The sequence below is a fragment of the Saccharothrix sp. AJ9571 genome (assembly GCF_021725495.1).
In the GTDB taxonomy this organism is placed as follows: domain Bacteria; phylum Actinomycetota; class Actinomycetes; order Mycobacteriales; family Pseudonocardiaceae; genus Amycolatopsis; species Amycolatopsis magusensis.
Map to the genome: position 1 here is coordinate 5,069,596 of NZ_CP091382.1, position 15,698 is coordinate 5,085,293.

Consider the following 15,698-nt stretch of genomic DNA (forward strand, 5'->3'; position numbering starts at 1 on the left):
GCCCCATTCATAGCGTTCAAGGCTGGGCGCCGACCTTGCGCACGGCTCGGGCGCCCAGGCGGACACCGGCACGCAGGGCGTCCACTCGGGACTCCCCGGCCAGCCACGCCGCCAGCACACCGGCGTCGAAGGCGTCCCCGGCACCGGTCGAGTCGACGCACTCGGCGGGTTCGGCGGGCACCGAGACCACGCCGTCCGCGTTGACCCAGCTCGCGCCCTCCATGCCCGAGGTGACCACGACCTCGCCGACCGTGCCCAGCAGCGACTTCGCCGCCGTCGGTTCGCCGGAGCCGGTCAGCGCGGCCAGTTCGGCGGCGTTCGGCATGAGCAGGTCGACCCCGCGCACGTCTTCGAGGAACTGCGCGCCGTCGGACAGCAGCGGCGCCGACTGCGGGTCCACCGAGGTGCTCAGCCCGGCCCGCTTGGCCGCGGCGAGCGCCGCGAGACCGGCGGGCCGCGAGGTCTCGTCGAGCAGCACGTACCCGGACAGGTGCAGGTGCCGGGCACCGGCCAGCGCTTCGTCCGTGACGTCGCCGGGGCAGAACCGGGCGTTCGCGCCGCGGTCCGGCAGCATGCTGCGCTGACCCTCGTTGTCCACGAGCACGACCACGCAGCACGTGGTCGCCTCCGGGTCGACGGCCAGCGCGCACCGCACCCCGGCCGCCTCGAGCTCGGCGCGGATCAGCCGCCCGCCCGCGTCGTCGCCGATCCTGGCGACGAGCGTCGGCTCGGCACCGGCCGCCTTCAGCCACATCGCGGTGTTCGCGCCCGCGCCGCCACCGGCGAACCGCACTTTCGTGCGCACGTCACCACCGTGCAGGATGGGCCCGTCGTGCTGGGCGACCACATCCAGGCCCGCGTCCCCGACCACGACGATCATGCGCTCAGCTCCACGGCGACCTCGGCGGCGAGCCGCACGTTCGACACCACCAGCGCCTCGTTCGCGTCCAGGCTCACCCCGCCGCTGGCGGTGTGGAAGTGCTCCAGCAGCACCGGCGTCACGTCCGACCCGAGCACCTCGCGCTCACGCAGCAGGTCGAGCCCTTCGGCGAGCAGGCGGTCGTGCAGTTCGGCGTCCATTTCGAACTCCGCGGGGATCGGATTCGCCAGCAGTGCCGCGGAACCGGTCAGCTCCCGGTGCGCGGCGAAGGCCGCGGCGGCCCGCGCGGCGTCGTCCACCCGCCAGTTCACCTCGAAGCCGGAGGACCGGCGGTAGAACGCGGGGAAGTCGGTGGTGCGGTAGCCGAGCACCGGCACCGAGTTGGTCTCCAGCACCTCCAGCGTGGCCGCGATGTCCAAAATGGACTTCACCCCGGAGCAGACCACGAGCACCGGCAACCGGGACAGCGCCCCGAGGTCGGCGGAGACGTCCCAGGTGGCGGTGGCGCCGGGCAGTGGCAGGTGGACCCCGCCGAGGCCGCCGGTGCCGAACACGCCGATGCCCGCGGCGTGCGCCAGCGCCGAGGTGCTCGCGACCGTGGTCGCGCCCGAGCCGCCCAGCGCGAGCGCCGGGCCGAGGTCACGCCACGAGAGCTTGTCCAGCCCGGCGTCCTCGGCGCAGACCCGCTCCAGTTCGGCGGGGGAGAGGCCGATCACCGCCCGGCCGCCCAGCACGGCGATCGTGGCGGGCACCGCGCCTGCGTCGCGCACGGCCCGTTCCAGCTCGGCGGCCACCTTGAGGTTCCGGCCCGGCGGCAGGCCGTGCGAAAGGATCGTGCTCTCCAGCGCCACCACGGGCCGGCCGCCGTCGAGGGCGTCGGCCACCTCGGGGGCCACGGTCAGGTAATCGGTCACAGAGGGACATCCTCACCGATCGGGTGACGGCAGGTCAGCCCGGGGCTCCAGCCCGGCCAGTTCCCTGGTCAGGTTGTGCTTCGCCGCTGACTCCCAGCGGAGGCGGGCGGGTGCGGTCCGGTACAGCGGGTCACGGGCGAGCAACCGGGCGAGCACCTTCGCCCGGCCGGACAGCCAGTCCGGTTCGGACACCGCCGCGTACTCCGCGCGCACGTTCCGCGCGTACTCGTCGTAGGAAGCGGCCGAGCCGCCCAGCGTGGCGAGGTCGGCGTCGAGCAGGGCGGAGGCGGCCAGGTCCTCGGCCGGGGCGTCGTGCCCGAGCGTGGTCAGCACCAGCTCCTCCACCCGGAGGACGGCCGCGGCGGCGAGCCCGGCGGCTTCCAGCCAGCTGACCGCCCAGTCCGCGCTGTGCCGCTCGTCGTGCCCGGGACGGGCGTCGTAGACCACGTCGTGCGCGCACGCGGCGAGTGCGACCAGCGCCTTGTCCCGGGCGTTCAGCCCCAGCTCGGCGCCCAGTTCCGCGCTGTCCCGGACGACGGCCTCGAGGTGTGCGGTGGTGTGGTAGCGCCGGTGTGGCTGGGCGTACTGGGCGGCGAGCTCGGCCGCCGCGCGGGCACCGATCTCCAGATCACCCCCGAGGGTGACCAGCGCCTGCAGCCAGGCCTCCCGCGCGTTCAGTCGAAGATCCCGCGTGCCTTGGCCACCTCGTGCAGCCAGCCCTCCAGTTGCTTCTCCCACGGCACCCGCTCGAGGTTCGCGTGGTCGACCTTGAACGAGCCGAGGAACTCCTGGCCGCGCCCGCCGAAGCCACCGGTCTTGCTCACCCGGACGCGCTTGACCACTTCGAGCACCACGGTGGTCTCGGTGGGGTTCGACAGGAAGGTCAGCGCCACCGAGTCGAACACCGGCGCGAACCGCGGCGACGGGCTGAACCGGATCTCCTGGAAGAACGGCAGCTGCTGGGTGACGCCGTTGATCCGGCCCTTCTCCAGCGCCGCGCCCGAAAAGGTGAAGCCGATGCGGCTCATCGCGTCCAGGACGCGCTTCTGCGCGGGCAGCGGTTCGATCGAGGCGGCGTCCACGTCACGCGGGTCGGACACCGCGCCCGCCAGGTCGAGGTCGGTCTGCACGCCGACCGCGATCCCGGTCAGCGGCTTGCCGTACACGCTGCTGATCGGCGTCTCCCAGGGCAGCGCGATCTCGAACGGCAGCCGGACCTGCTGACCGGGGCGGATGACCTCGTTTCCGGCCAGGTGCTGGTCGCCGAACGGGAGGTCGCCGAACTCCGGCTCACCGCGGTCCGAAGGCAGCTCCACCCTGGCGATCAGCCGGATGCCGAGCGCGTTGATCTCCTGGTCGACCTCGCCGCCGAGCAGCAGGACCTCACCGCGGAGCGGGCGGCCAGGCTGGACCGCGCGATCGGTCAGCCGCGCGTCGAGCCGCGCGCCGCCGGAGCCGAAGCTGGCAAGCACCTTCTGGAACATGGCGCCGATACTGCCATTATGGAGGGGTGAGTACGCAGACCTTGCCGGAAGTCGACACCCGCCCAGAGGGCACCGACACCTCCGATGACGACACCCCGAAGATGTTCCACTACGTGAAGAAGAACAAGATCGCCGAGAGCGCGGTCATGGGCAGTCACGTGGTGGCGCTCTGCGGCGAGGTGTTCCCGGTGACGAAGTCGCCGAAGCCGGGTTCGCCGGTGTGCCCCGACTGCAAGAAGATCTACGAGGGCCTCCGCCCGGGGAGCGACTGAGCCCCCGCCGAGTGCCGTGAATGTGGCTTTCAGAAGCAAAATCGTGCTGTGAAAGCCACATTCACGGCAGCATCGCGCCCTAGTGGGCTCCGGCCAGTTCCGGGGTCTCGGTGCGCGGTGCCTTCTTCGCGCGCCGTCGCTCCTTGCGGCCCTCGACCACGGTGTAGAGCGTCGGCACCAGGATCAGCGTCAGCACCGTCGAGCTGACCAGCCCGCCGATCACCACGATCGCCAGCGGCTGCCCGATGAAGCCACCCTGCCCGGTCAGCCCGAGCGCCATCGGGACCAGCGCGAAGATGGTCGCCGCCGCGGTCATCAGGATCGGCCGCAGCCGCCGCCTGCCGCCTTCGACCACCGCGTCGCTCACGCTCATGCCCTCGGCCCGGTACTGGTTGACCAGGTCGATCAGCACGATCGCGTTGGTCACCACGATGCCGATCAGCATCAGCATGCCGATCAGCGCCGGCAGCCCCAGCGCGGTGCCGGTGAACAGCAGCAGGCCGATCGCGCCGGTCGCCGCGAACGGGATGGACACCAGCAGGATCAGCGGCTGCACCAGGCTGCGGAAGGTGGCCACCATGATCAGGAAGACGATCGCGATCGCCGCCAGCATGGCCAGCCCGAGGTCGGCGAAGGCCTCGTTCTGCTCCTGGCTCACCCCGCCGAGGGAGTAGGCCGCGCCCCCGGTCAGCGACAGCCCGTCCAGTTTGGTGGTGAGCTGCTGGGTGAGCGCCGACAGGTCACCGCCGGTGGTCTTCGCCGACACCGTGGTGCTCAGCTCGCCGTCGGTGCGCTTGACCTGCGTCGGCCCGTCCACCGTGCGCACGGTGGCCACCTGGTCCAGCCGGACGATCCCGGTGGCCGAGGGCAGCGGCAGCGCCGCCACGGCCGCGGCGTCGTCCGGGCGGTCCCCGGTGCGCAGCACGATGTCGGTGCGGGTGCCGTCGACCGGCAGCTGCGTGACCGTCTGCCCGGCGATGGCCTGGTTCGCCAGCTGCCCGATGGTGGTCGCGCTCAGCCCGCGCTCGGCCGCCTTGACCTGGTCGACCTCGATCTGCACCCGGGGCATGCCCGTGGCCAGGTCGTTGGTCACCCCGGTCAGCCCGGACACCTCGCCGAACGCCCGCTGCACCGCGTCCGCGGCCGGGCGCAGGGAGGCCTCGTCCGGCGCGGTGACGGTCACCGACACCTCGTCCGAGGCCGGACCGGCCGCCGCGCCACCGAACTCCAGCTCACCGAGACCCGGCTGCCCGCTCAGCGAGTCACGCAGGCGGTTCTCGAAGGCGTCGAGATCGGTGCCCTCCTTGACCGTGATGCTGATGCTCGTGGTGCTCGCCCCGCTCCCGCCGAAGAGCGCGGCGATCGGGTCGTTGCCCACGGTGACCTGGTACTTCTCCACCTCACCGGTGGCCGCCAGCGCCTGCTCGACGCGGATCGCGGCCTGCTCGCGGGTGTCGAGGCCGGTGCCCGGTTCGAAGGTCTGGCGCAGGCTCGTGGTGGTCGTGGCGCCGTCGTCGAGGAAATTGGTCTCCAGCTTCGTCGACAGTCCGATGGTGCCCGCGAAGACCAGCAGCGAGAGCAGCACCACGGTCAGCCGCCGCCGGGTGGCGAACCGGATCACCGGCACGTAGATCCGCTGCAGCAGCCCGCGTCGCTCCTTCTCCAGCGCGCGCTGGAGGTTCGCCTCGGCCTCTTCGGCGGTCGCCGCGGCCTTCGGCGGCTTGAGGAACCAGTAGGCCAGCACCGGCACCACGGTCAGCGAAACCAGCAGCGAAGCCAGCAACGCCACGGTGACGGTCAGGGAGAACGGGGAGAACAGCTCGCCAGCCATGCCGCCGACGAAGGCGATCGGCAGGAACACCGCGACCGTCGTCAGCGTGGACGCGGTGACCGCGCCCGCCACCTCGCGCACGCCGTTGAGCACCGCACGCTGCTTGCCTTCGCCGTAACCGAGGTGCCGCTTGATGTTCTCCAGCACCACGATCGAGTCGTCCACCACGCGGCCGACGGCGATGGTCAGCGCGCCGAGGGTGAGCAGGTTGAGCGAAAGGTCACCGGCCCACAGCGCGAGCAGCGCCACCACCACGGACAACGGGATGGACACCGCGGTGACCAGGGTGGAGCGCACCGAGAGCAGGAAGAGCAGGATCACCACGACGGCGAAAGCCAGGCCCAGCAGGCCTTCGGTGGTCAGGCCGCTGACCGCCTCGGCCACCTGCGGGCCCTGGTCGAAGGTGGGCGTCAGCTCGGCGCCCAGTTTCTGGCTCAGCTCGGGCAGTTTTCCGGCCACCGCGTCGGAAACCGCGACCGCGCTGCCGTCGGCGACCATGGTGACGTTGATGCCCAGGCTCGGTTTGCCGTTGGTACGGGTGATCGAACTCGCCGCCGCCAGCGTGGGCTCCACGCTCGCCACGTCACCGAGTTTGGCTCTGGGGGACAGTTGCAGGTTCCGCAGACTGTCCACTGTGACCGGTCCACCGCCGACCTCGACGGTGAGCGTGCGGTCGCCGTCCTCGACCGTGCCCGCCGGGATCGCCGCACCCGCGGTCTTGAGCGCGGTGGCCAGCGCGGTGGGATCGACCCCGGCCGCGCCGAGCTTGGCGTAGTCGACGTCGATGGTGACCGTCTTCTCCTGCGTGCCGGTCACCGTCGCCTCGCGCACGTCGTCGATCTTGCGCAGCTCCGGCACGACCTCCTTGGTCAGCCGCTCGGCGAACTGCTGCTGGTCGCCGGGGGCCGAGGCGGCCAGGATGACCACCGGGATGTCGTCGGTGCCGCCCGCGGTCACCGTGGACTCGGCGTTCTCCGGCAGTTGCGGGCGCAGCCGGTTGACCGCCTGCTGCAACTGGCTCACCGACGCGTCGATGTCGGTGCCGTAGGCGAACTGGACGACCACGGTCGACGAGCCTTCGCTGGAGGTCGAGGTGACCTCCTCGACCCCGGTGATGCCCTGGATGCCGCCTTCGATCGGCTGCGTGAGCTGCCGGTCCACCGCGTCGGGCGACGCGCCGGGGTACGGCGTCACCACGACCGCGCTCGGCAGTTGCAGTGACGGGTAGAGCTGTTGCTTCAGCTGCGGCAGCGCGAGCGCGCCGAAGCCGAGGACCAGGATGGCCAGCAGGCCGATCAGGCCTCTGTTCCGGAGGCTGAGCTTTGCCAGCGCGGACATGACGGGGGACCCCCTTGAGTACACGGACTCGCCACGCCATCGCGCGGCACGGCCAGAGCTTTTCAGCACCGGGTGTACCAGCGGCTCAACCCGGGAGTGGATTCACGTCCTACTGGGGGATGAGGGCGGGGTTTCGGCCGGTCGCTCCTCGTGGTCGTCCGGCTCTTCCCCGTCATCCTCGGGCTTTTTCGGCCGTCGCAGCGGCGTCGTGGTGCGCTCCCACAGCTTGCGGCCGTCCTCGGAGCGCAACCGCTCGCTGGCCCGCTCCATCTCCAGCCGCCGCCACTTGCGCCGCTGGCGCCGGGTCATCTTGGCGGGCCACAGCTCCTGGATGGCGCTGTTGAAGTAGGCGCCGCCGACCACCGCGAGCCCGATGAAGAAGGTGAACAGCAGGAAGGCGATCGGCGTGGCCAGCGCGCCGTAGGTGTAGCCGGTGGTGGTGATCCACGAGATGTAGATCCGCAGGCCGACACTGGAGAGCAGGAAGATCGCCATCGCCAGCACCGCGCCCGGCAGGCCGCGGTGCCACGGCAGCTTGCGCGGCAGCGCCAGCTTGTACAGCGTGGCCAGCGCGAGCACCAGCACCGCGCCGAGCACCGGGAAGTAGAGCGAGCCGATCCACTCGCGCACGGTCGGCTGCCAGGCGTCGGGGAAGAACTCCGGCAGCAGGTCCGGCCCGATCGCGATCACCGGCAGCCCGACCACCAGGAAGACCAGCATCACCAGGTAGAGCAGCAGCGCGAAGATCCGCTGCCAGACCTCGTTGCGCACGCCGTACTGGCCGTGCGCCACGGTGATCGCGTCGACGAACGAGGACATCGCCGACGAACCCGCCCACAGGGAGATCAGGAAGCCGATCGAGACGATCTCGCCCTTGCCGATGGTCAGGATGTCGTTGACCGTCGGCTCGATGATCCGGGTGACCACGTCGGAGCTGAAGATCTGCGAGCAGAAGGCGATGATCCGGTCGTGCACGGCGGTGACCAGGCCCTGGCCGAACCAGTCGCCCATGAAGCCGAGGCTGCCGAGCAGGCCGAGCAGCAGCGGCGGCAGCGAGAGCGTCTGCCAGAAGGCGGCTTCGGCGGACTCGGAGAAGATGTTCCCGTCCCACGCCTTGTTCAGCGTGCGGCCGACCAGCTGCACCGGTTTGCGGGCAGGTTTCGACCCCGGCGCGCGTTCGGCCGCCGGGGGAGCGCTGGGGTCGGGGTCGGCTGTGTTCATCTTCACCCTCAAGCATGGTGCATTCGGGGGATTTTGGCTCGTGGAGGCGTGAGGTGTCCCGTGGTGTTCGCCGGCCCGCCGCCCTCCGGCCGTGCCACGGCACGAAGATGTCGGGGGCGGCGGGTAAGCTCGTCGGAGCCTCCGCAGCACTGCCCGCGGGGGCGTTCGCATGTCGGACGGCTCGCCAGCCAACAGTGTCACCAGAGCCACCAGAGGGGAGTTGGACCTTCTTGTCGGAGACGGCCCAGCACGATCGGGCGGCTGCCGGTTTCAGCGCTCCACCGCCCGGCCAGGACACCACCGTCCGGCCGCTGCGCGCCTGGCAGCGCCGCGCGCTGACCAAGTACCTGACGACCAAGCCCCAGGACTTCCTCGCCGTGGCGACGCCCGGCGCCGGCAAGACCGTCTTCGGCCTGCGCATCGCCGCGGAGCTGCTGTCCGACCGCACCATCGAGGCGGTCACCATCGTCACGCCCACCGAGCACCTCAAGCACCAGTGGGCGTCCGCGGCCGCGGCGGCGGGCATCGCGATCGACTCGAACTTCCGCAACACCGTCGGCGTGACCTCGTCGGACTACCGCGGGGTCGCGGTCACCTACGCCCAGGTCGCCGCGCACCCGACGATGCACCGGGTGCGCACGGAGAACCGCAAGACGCTGGTGATCCTGGACGAGATCCACCACGGTGGCGACGCCAAGTCCTGGGGTGACGCGGTCCGCGAGGCGTTCACGCCAGCGGTGCGCCGGCTCGCGCTGACCGGGACGCCGTTCCGCAGCGACGACTCGCCCATCCCGTTCATCACCTACGAGCCCGACGGCGAAGGCGCCCTGCGCAGCCGCGCCGACCACGCCTACGGCTACTCCGACGCGCTCGCCGACGGCGTCGTGCGGCCGGTGGTCTTCCTCGCCTACTCGGGGGAGGCGTCGTGGCGCACCAGCGCGGGTGACGAGTTCACCGCGCGCCTGGGCGAGCCGCTGACCGCCGAGCAGAACGCCCGCGCCTGGCGGACCGCGCTGGACCCGAGCGGCGAGTGGGTGCCCGCGGTGCTGCAGGCCGCCGACACCCGGCTGAACCAGGTCCGCGCCACGATGCCCGACGCCGGTGGCCTGGTCATCGCCACGGATCAGGAGTCCGCCCGCGCGTACGCGAAGATCCTGCAGCGGCTCTCCGGGGAAGCGCCCGCGGTGGTGCTCTCGGACGACCCGAAGGCCTCCGCGCGCATCGGTGAGTTCTCCGAGTCCACCGATCGCTGGCTGGTCGCGGTCCGGATGGTGTCCGAAGGCGTCGACGTGCCGCGGCTGGCGGTCGGGGTGTACGCGACCAGTGCGTCGACCCCGCTGTTCTTCGCGCAGGCGATCGGGCGGTTCGTGCGTGCCCGGCGTCCGGGGGAGACGGCGAGCGTGTTCGTGCCGAGCGTGCCGGTGCTGCTGGAGCTGGCGAGCGAGCTGGAGGTCCAGCGGGACCACGTGCTCGGCAAGCCGCACCGGGAGAAGGACGGCTGGGACGACGAGCTGATGGTCGCCGCCAACCGCACCGAGGACGAGCCGGGCGAGGAGGAGAAGGCGTTCACCTCGCTGGGTGCCTCCGCCGAGCTGGACCAGGTGATCTACGACGGCAACTCGTTCGGCACCGCGGTGTTCTCGGGTTCGGACGAGGAGCAGGAGTACCTCGGCCTACCGGGCCTGCTGGAGCCGGACCAGGTGCGCGCGCTGCTGCGCAAGCGCCAGGAGGAACAGCTCGCCGACGACAAGCGCCGCAAGCCGAAGGCCGAAACCGCCCCGCCGGCCCCCAAGCCGCGCACGGTCGCCGAACGCCTGGGCGCGTTGCGCAAAGAACTGAACGCCCTGGTCGGCATGTACCACCACCGCACCGGGAAGTCCCACGGCCAGATCCACAACGAACTCCGCACCACCTGCGGCGGCCCGCCCACCGCCATGGCCACCCTGGAACAACTGGAAGAACGAGTAGCCACCCTCCGCTCCTGGTAACCCACCCCACCCCCACACTCGTACAGCCGCCCCCCACGTTGGCGCAGGCGACTTCCACGTCCAGGGAGCCGAGTTCCACCTTCAGGCACTCGAACCCCACATTCAGGCGCCTGAATCCCACACTCGGGCAGGCGAGTCCCACGTTGGGGCATCCGAGTTCCACACTCAGGCAGGCGAACTCCACGTTCGGAGCCTGAGTCTCGCCTTCGGACAGTCGAGCACCAGGCTGAGGCCGCTGAATCCGAGTCCCGCGTTCGTGCGCCCGAACCCCACGTTCAGACACCCGAGTTCAACGTTCGGGCAAGCGAATCCCGCGCTCGCGCACCTCAACTCCACACTCGGGCAGCTGGTTTCGCGGTCGAGCCGAGCGCGAGGTTCCGGTGGACGGGGCTTGCGTTCGGCGCTTGAGCCTGCGCTCAGGTTGTTGATCACCACGTTCGGACAGCCGAAGTCCACATTCGAGCGCTCCGGTTTTCGCACCCGCGGGTGTCGACACAGGCTCGGTCTCGACCCGAGCGCAGGACTCGCCTGCCTGAATGTGGAACTCGGATGCCTGAACGTGGGACTGGCTTGCCTGAGTGTGGAACTCGGGTGCCTGAACGTGGGACTCGCCTGCCCGGGTGTGGGGTTCGGATGCCTGAACGTGGGGTTCGCCTGCGCCAACGTGGGACTCGGATGCTCGAGTGTGGGGTTCGGCTGCCTGAGTGTGGATGTCGGGTGTCTGAACGTGGGGTCGCGCGGGAGTGTGGGGGGTGGGGGCGGTGACGTTGTGTGGGGGGTGGGTGTGCTTATCGGGTGAAGTTCGGGGGTTCATCTGGTGTGGGAGCGGTGTGCTGCGGATAGTGGGCGGGCACCCACCCAGGGCGATCGCGGACTGTCTCGTCACGCAGCGTCCGGAGTGGACGTCGATGGCCCTGTTGCCAAAACGTATCCGGACATCCTCTACTGGATCGATTCAGAATTCTTCCGTTCGCAACCTGCCGGGACATATGTTGTCGCCCACAACATTTGCGCGACGGGGCGCCGGTCCGGGCTGGATCGCCGCGCCGCTCGGGCGCAGAATCCGGAAGGACAACGGATGCGCAGGACAAAGACTCTTGCCCTCTTCGCTGCGGCGGCGAGCGTCACGGTCGCTCTCGCAGGGTGCGGGGCGAACAGCGAGGCGCCGCCCGCCAGCGGTTCGAGCGACACCGCCACCGCCGGGCAGCAGCCCGCCGCCGGCGGTGCCAAGGTCGGCGTGGTGCTGCCGGAGACGGCCACCTCGGCTCGCTGGGAAGGATTCGACAAGCCCTACATCGAGCAGGCGCTGCGCGCGGCGGGCCTCGACCCCGACGTGCAGAACGCCCAGGGTGACGTGCAGAAGTTCAGCACGCTGGCCGACGGCATGATCGCCCAGGGCGTCAAGGTGCTGATCATCGCCTCGATCAACAGCGAGGTCGGCAACGCGGTGGCGACCAAGGCGCGCAACGCCGGTATCCCCACCATCGACTACGACCGCCTCAACCTCGGCGGCAGCTCCGACTACTACGTCTCGTTCGACAACGAGAAGGTCGGCGAGCTGCAGGGCCAGGCGCTGGCCGACGCGCTCAAGGACAAGCCGGCCGCGCAGGTCATCGAGATCGAGGGCGCGCCGACGGACAACAACGCGACGCTGTTCTACAACGGCCAGCAGCGCGTCCTCGGCCCGCTCTACACCTCCGGCACGCTGAAGCTGGTGCAGAAGCAGGCCATCGACAACTGGGACAACCAGAAGGGTGGCTCGACCTTCGAGCAGATCCTGACCGGCAACGGCGGCAAGGTCGACGGCGTGGTCGCCGCGAACGACGGCCTGGCCGGCGCGATCATCACCGTGCTGAAGAAGAACGGCCTCAACGGCACCGTCCCGGTCACCGGCCAGGACGCCACCGCCGACGGCCTGAAGAACATCCTGCGCGGTGACCAGTACATGACCGTGTTCAAGCCGATCAAGGAAGAGGCCGAAGCCGCCGCCAAGCTGGCCGCCGCGCTGGCCAACGGCGACAAGGCCGCCGCCGACGCGATCGCCACCGCCTCCTCGCGCGACGACAAGGGCGGCCGTGACGTCAAGTCCGTGCTGCTGACCCCGCAGACCGTGCTCAAGGCCGACATCAAGAAGGTCGTCGACCAGGGTTACGTCAAGGCGTCGGAGATCTGCGCCGGCGACCTGCAGCCGGCCTGCGCCGAACTCGGCATCGCGTAGCCGAGCCCCCGCTCCGGGATGGGGGTGCGTGCCCCGAAGGCGTGCCCCCATCCCGGGCCCACCCGTGAAACCAGCAGCCCGGAGAAATTTCAGATGACAGTTCCGATTCTCGAACTCAAAGCGGTGAACAAGAGCTTCGGCCCGGTCCACGTCCTGCACGACGTGGACTTCTCGGTGCGGGCCGGCGAGGTCACCGCGCTGGTCGGCGACAACGGTGCCGGTAAGTCGACGCTGGTCAAGAGCATCGCCGGGATCCACCCGACCGACTCCGGGGAAGTGCTGTTCCAGGGTGAGCCGGTCAGCATCAAGGGCCCGAAGGACGCCGCCGACATCGGCATCGAGGTCGTCTACCAGGACCTGGCGCTGGCCGACAACCTCGACATCGTGCAGAACATGTTCCTCGGCCGGGAACGCGGCAGCGGCTGGCTGCTCGACGAGGCCAGCATGGAGAAGGCCGCCCGCGAGACGCTGGCGTCGCTGTCGGTGCGCACGGTGAAGTCCGTCCGCACCCCGGTCTCCGCGCTCTCCGGTGGGCAGCGCCAGACCGTGGCCATCGCGAAGTCGGTGCTGTGGGACAGCAAGGTGGTGCTGCTCGACGAGCCGACCGCCGCGCTCGGCGTCGCCCAGACCCGCCAGGTGCTCGACCTGGTCCGCCGCCTCGCCGAGCAGGGCCTCGGTGTGGTGCTGATCAGCCACAACATGGCGGACGTCTTCGAGGTCGCCGACCGCATCGCCGTGCTCTACCTCGGCCGCCTCGTCGCCGACGTGCACACCAAGAACGTCACCCACGGGCAGGTGGTCGAGCTGATCACCGCCGGTCGTTCCGGCGACCTCGGCCTGGCCCGTCCCGAAGCCGTAGTGCTGTAGCCGTTACTGGAGAAGTGAAGAACCATGACTGAGACCCCCGCCAAGCCGGCCGAGCCGGAGGCGACCGGCTCCGGCTCGGCGAAGGCCGCGATCTCCGACTTCGGGATCGACACCACCTCGATGTCCACCGCGGAAGCCGTCCGCGACTACCTTTCCCGGTTGCGCGCCGGGCAGCTCGGTTCGCTGCCCGCGCTGCTCGGGCTGATCGTCCTGGTCGTGGTGTTCGCCGGGATGTCGGACGTGTTCCTCTCGCTGAACAACATCGCGAACCTGCTGGCGCAGGGCGCCGGTCAGACGATCATCGCGATGGGCATCGTGTTCGTGCTGCTGATCGGCGAGATCGACCTGGCGGCGGGCACCGCCTCCGGCGTGACCGCCGCGGTGATGGCGATGCACTACGTGGAGAACGGCAATCTGCTCGGCGGCATGGGCTCCACGGTGTTCTACATCTTCGTGCTGGTGCTCGGCGTCGGTGCCGCGCTGGCGATCTTCCTGCGGCTCTGGGTCGGCGCCGTGCTCTCCGTGGTGGCCATCGCCATCGCGATGCTCGGCATCGCCGCCGACCCGTGGGTGGAGATGCTGCTCGCGCTGTGCGTCGGCGCGGCGATCGGCTCGATCACCGGCTTCCTGGTGTCCAAGATCGGCATGCCCTCGTTCGTGGTGACGCTGGCGCTGTTCCTCGCCTGGCAGGGCGTCATCCTGCAGTTCATCGGCGACGGCGGGGTGCTCGGCATCAGCTCGTCGAGCGTGCTGGACAAGGTGGCCAACGGCAACCTGTCCACCTTCGGCAGCTGGCTGCTGTTCGTCGTCGGCGCCGGTGGCTTCGCCGCGGTGACCCTGGGCAGGCACTTCACCCGCCTCAAGCGCGGGCTGGTCACCCAGCCCACCCCGCTGGTGCTGTTCAAGGTCGGCGGCATCGCCGTGCTCGGCGCGGTGGCCACCTACCTGCTCACGATCAACCGCGCGACCAGCGCGACCATCGTCATCTCGGGTGTGCCGTACGTGGTGCCGATCGTGCTGGTGCTGCTGACCATCGGCACCTACGTGCTCAACCGCACCCGCTACGGCCGCCACATCTACGCCGTCGGCGGCAACGCCGAGGCCGCGCGCCGCGCGGGCATCAACGTGACCAAGATCCGGGCCAGCGTGTTCGTGGTGTCCTCGGCGGTGGCCGCGGTCGGCGCGATCGTCTACTCGTCCAAGGTCGGTTCGGTGGACCCGCAGGCCGGTGGCCTGAACACGCTGCTGTTCGCGGTCGGCGCGGCGGTGATCGGCGGTACCTCGCTGTTCGGCGGCAAGGGCCGGGTCTTCGACGCGGTCATCGGTGGCACCGTGCTGGCCGTGGTGGCGAACGGCCTCGGCCTGCTCAAGCAGCCCGCCGCGGTGGTCTCCATCGTGACCGGGCTGGTCCTGCTGCTGGCGGCCACCGTGGACGCGCTTTCGCGGCGCCGCGCGGCGGCTTCCCCGCGCTGACCTCGCACATGGGACGATAACCATCGTGACCAGCACGCCCGTTGCACGACCCGACGAGGTGCGCAGGCACAATCGCACGACCCTGCTGCGTTTGCTGCACGTGGGCGGCCCGGTCACCCGGGCCGCCCTGGCCACTGAATTGGGCCTCAACCGCAGCACCATCAAGACGCTGGTGGACAGCCTCGCCGAGGCGGGAGTGGTCGAAGAGCGGGTGCCGCGACCTGGCCGGGGTGCCGGGCGACCCTCACTGCTCGTGCTGCCGCAGCCGCAGGCCGCGGTGGTGCTCGCGGTGGACATCCAGGTCGAGCACGTGGCGCTCGCGCTGGTCGGCTTCGGCGGGCAGATCCTCGGCCGCAACAGCTGGAACCTGCGCGGCCGTTCGCGGGAACCGGACGAGGTGATCACGCACGTCATCGAGTCGGCAGGCATGCTCGCCGCGGACCTCGGCGTGCAGCCGATCGGCACCGGTGTCTCGGTGCCCGGCGTGGTCCGGCGCTCCGACGGGTACGTGCACCAGGCGCCGAACCTGCGCTGGACCGACGTGGCGCTCGGCGAGCGGCTCGGCTCGGTGCTGCGCATGCCGGTGGTCGTGGGCAACGACGCCGAGCTGGGCGCGGTCGCGGAGCACCTGCGCGGGGTCGCCAAGGGCTCGTCGGACGCGGTGTACGTGTCGGCGGACGTCGGGGTCGGCGGCGGCGTGATCGCCGACGGCTCCTCGCTGCGTGGCGCGGCGGGCTACATCGGTGAACTCGGGCACATGGTCATCCGGCCCAATGGGCGTGACTGCTATTGCGGCAGCAGCGGCTGCTGGGAGACCGAGGTCGGCGAAGCGGCGCTTCGGCGGGCCCTGGACGTCTCCGAGGAGACCCCGCGCGGGGTGCTGCTGGTGGAGCTGCGAGAGCTGGAGAAGGACCCGGCCAAGGCGCTGGAGAAGCTCGCTGAGTTCGCCGAGTGGCTGACGCTGGGCCTGGTCAACGTGGTGAACCTGCTCGGCCCGCAGCTGGTGGTGCTGGGTGAGCTGTTCGGCATGCTGCCGGAAGAGGTCGTGCGCCAGGTCACCGCCGAGGTGCAGCGGCGCAGCATGGTCAGCCGTGCGGTCGGCGGCACCCGGATCGTGCCATCGGCGCTGGGCGTGGACGTCAAACTGCTCGGCGCCGCCGAAGTCGCCTTCGAAGGCGTCCTGGACACGGTGTAGTCGGCCGCGCCTCCGGC

12 protein-coding genes are annotated in these 15,698 nt (G+C 70.5%); 6 read left to right on the forward strand and 6 right to left on the reverse strand.

The annotated features are described in order from the left end of the window. Positions 1-16: 16 nt before the first annotated feature. From L3Q67_RS23385 to L3Q67_RS23400, 4 genes are read right to left on the reverse strand one after another with little or no spacing between them, the layout of a single operon-like run. A complete protein-coding gene (locus L3Q67_RS23385) occupies positions 17-880 on the reverse strand; it encodes a carbohydrate kinase family protein (protein WP_499183605.1) in 864 nt (287 codons plus the stop codon). Beyond that, a complete protein-coding gene (locus L3Q67_RS23390; RefSeq protein WP_499183606.1) occupies positions 877-1,794 on the reverse strand; it encodes a pseudouridine-5'-phosphate glycosidase in 918 nt (305 codons plus the stop codon). Before L3Q67_RS23390 ends, L3Q67_RS23385 begins: the two co-directional genes overlap by 4 nt. 12 nt (positions 1,795-1,806) lie before the next feature. Beyond that, the gene (locus L3Q67_RS23395) at positions 1,807-2,532 is read right to left on the reverse strand and encodes an HD domain-containing protein (protein WP_499183607.1); all 726 of its coding nucleotides are present in this window, start codon (positions 2,530-2,532) and stop codon (positions 1,807-1,809) included. Then, a complete protein-coding gene (locus L3Q67_RS23400; RefSeq protein ID WP_499183608.1) occupies positions 2,469-3,278 on the reverse strand; it encodes a sporulation protein in 810 nt (269 codons plus the stop codon). The genes L3Q67_RS23395 and L3Q67_RS23400 overlap by 64 nt, the downstream gene beginning before the upstream one ends. A gap of 26 nt (positions 3,279-3,304) precedes the next feature. On the opposite strand from L3Q67_RS23400, the gene L3Q67_RS23405 reads away from it, so the two are divergent. Next, positions 3,305-3,550 (forward strand): DUF3039 domain-containing protein, encoded by a 246-nt coding sequence (locus L3Q67_RS23405; protein ID WP_499183609.1) that lies wholly within the window; start codon positions 3,305-3,307, stop codon positions 3,548-3,550. Between the two features lie 79 nt (positions 3,551-3,629). On the opposite strand, the gene L3Q67_RS23410 is transcribed toward L3Q67_RS23405, so the two are convergent. Both L3Q67_RS23410 and L3Q67_RS23415 read right to left on the reverse strand, forming a co-directional pair. Beyond that, entirely contained in the window at positions 3,630-6,719 is a 3,090-nt protein-coding gene (locus L3Q67_RS23410; protein ID WP_499183610.1) for an efflux RND transporter permease subunit, read from the reverse strand. 102 nt (positions 6,720-6,821) lie between these two features. Next, positions 6,822-7,940 (reverse strand): YihY/virulence factor BrkB family protein, encoded by a 1,119-nt coding sequence (locus L3Q67_RS23415; protein ID WP_499191628.1) that lies wholly within the window; start codon positions 7,938-7,940, stop codon positions 6,822-6,824. Positions 7,941-8,170: 230 nt separating this feature from the next. On the opposite strand from L3Q67_RS23415, the gene L3Q67_RS23420 reads away from it, so the two are divergent. The 5 genes from L3Q67_RS23420 (at position 8,171) to L3Q67_RS23440 (ending at position 15,681) form a co-directional block, all read left to right on the forward strand. Next, complete coding sequence (locus tag L3Q67_RS23420; protein ID WP_499183611.1) at positions 8,171-9,928, forward strand: DEAD/DEAH box helicase; 1,758 nt, start codon at positions 8,171-8,173, stop codon at positions 9,926-9,928. A gap of 1,078 nt (positions 9,929-11,006) precedes the next feature. Continuing rightward, positions 11,007-12,146 carry a sugar ABC transporter substrate-binding protein gene (locus L3Q67_RS23425; RefSeq protein ID WP_499183612.1) on the forward strand — a complete coding sequence of 380 codons (1,140 nt, stop codon included), beginning with the start codon at positions 11,007-11,009 and terminating at the stop codon, positions 12,144-12,146. 93 nt (positions 12,147-12,239) lie between these two features. Continuing rightward, positions 12,240-13,013 (forward strand): ATP-binding cassette domain-containing protein, encoded by a 774-nt coding sequence (locus L3Q67_RS23430; RefSeq protein WP_209668707.1) that lies wholly within the window; start codon positions 12,240-12,242, stop codon positions 13,011-13,013. 24 nt (positions 13,014-13,037) lie between these two features. After that, positions 13,038-14,486, forward strand: a complete 1,449-nt coding sequence (locus tag L3Q67_RS23435) for a sugar ABC transporter permease (RefSeq protein WP_499183613.1) — start codon at positions 13,038-13,040, stop codon at positions 14,484-14,486. A gap of 25 nt (positions 14,487-14,511) precedes the next feature. Continuing rightward, positions 14,512-15,681: an ROK family transcriptional regulator gene (locus L3Q67_RS23440; RefSeq protein ID WP_499183614.1), complete on the forward strand. Its 1,170-nt coding sequence runs from the start codon at positions 14,512-14,514 to the stop codon at positions 15,679-15,681. Positions 15,682-15,698: the final 17 nt, after the last annotated feature.

Excerpts from the sequence above, each read along its gene's own strand:
- L3Q67_RS23385 (WP_499183605.1), bottom strand. The coding sequence starts at position 880 with ATGATCGTCGTGGTCGGGGACGCGGGCCTGGATGTGGTCGCCCAGCAC.
- L3Q67_RS23400 (WP_499183608.1), bottom strand. The coding sequence starts at position 3,278 with ATGTTCCAGAAGGTGCTTGCCAGCTTCGGCTCCGGCGGCGCGCGGCTC.
- L3Q67_RS23410 (WP_499183610.1), bottom strand. The coding sequence starts at position 6,719 with ATGTCCGCGCTGGCAAAGCTCAGCCTCCGGAACAGAGGCCTGATCGGC.
- L3Q67_RS23415 (WP_499191628.1), bottom strand. The coding sequence starts at position 7,940 with ATGAACACAGCCGACCCCGACCCCAGCGCTCCCCCGGCGGCCGAACGC.
- L3Q67_RS23425 (WP_499183612.1), top strand. The coding sequence starts at position 11,007 with ATGCGCAGGACAAAGACTCTTGCCCTCTTCGCTGCGGCGGCGAGCGTC.
- L3Q67_RS23430 (WP_209668707.1), top strand. The coding sequence starts at position 12,240 with ATGACAGTTCCGATTCTCGAACTCAAAGCGGTGAACAAGAGCTTCGGC.
- L3Q67_RS23435 (WP_499183613.1), top strand. The coding sequence starts at position 13,038 with ATGACTGAGACCCCCGCCAAGCCGGCCGAGCCGGAGGCGACCGGCTCC.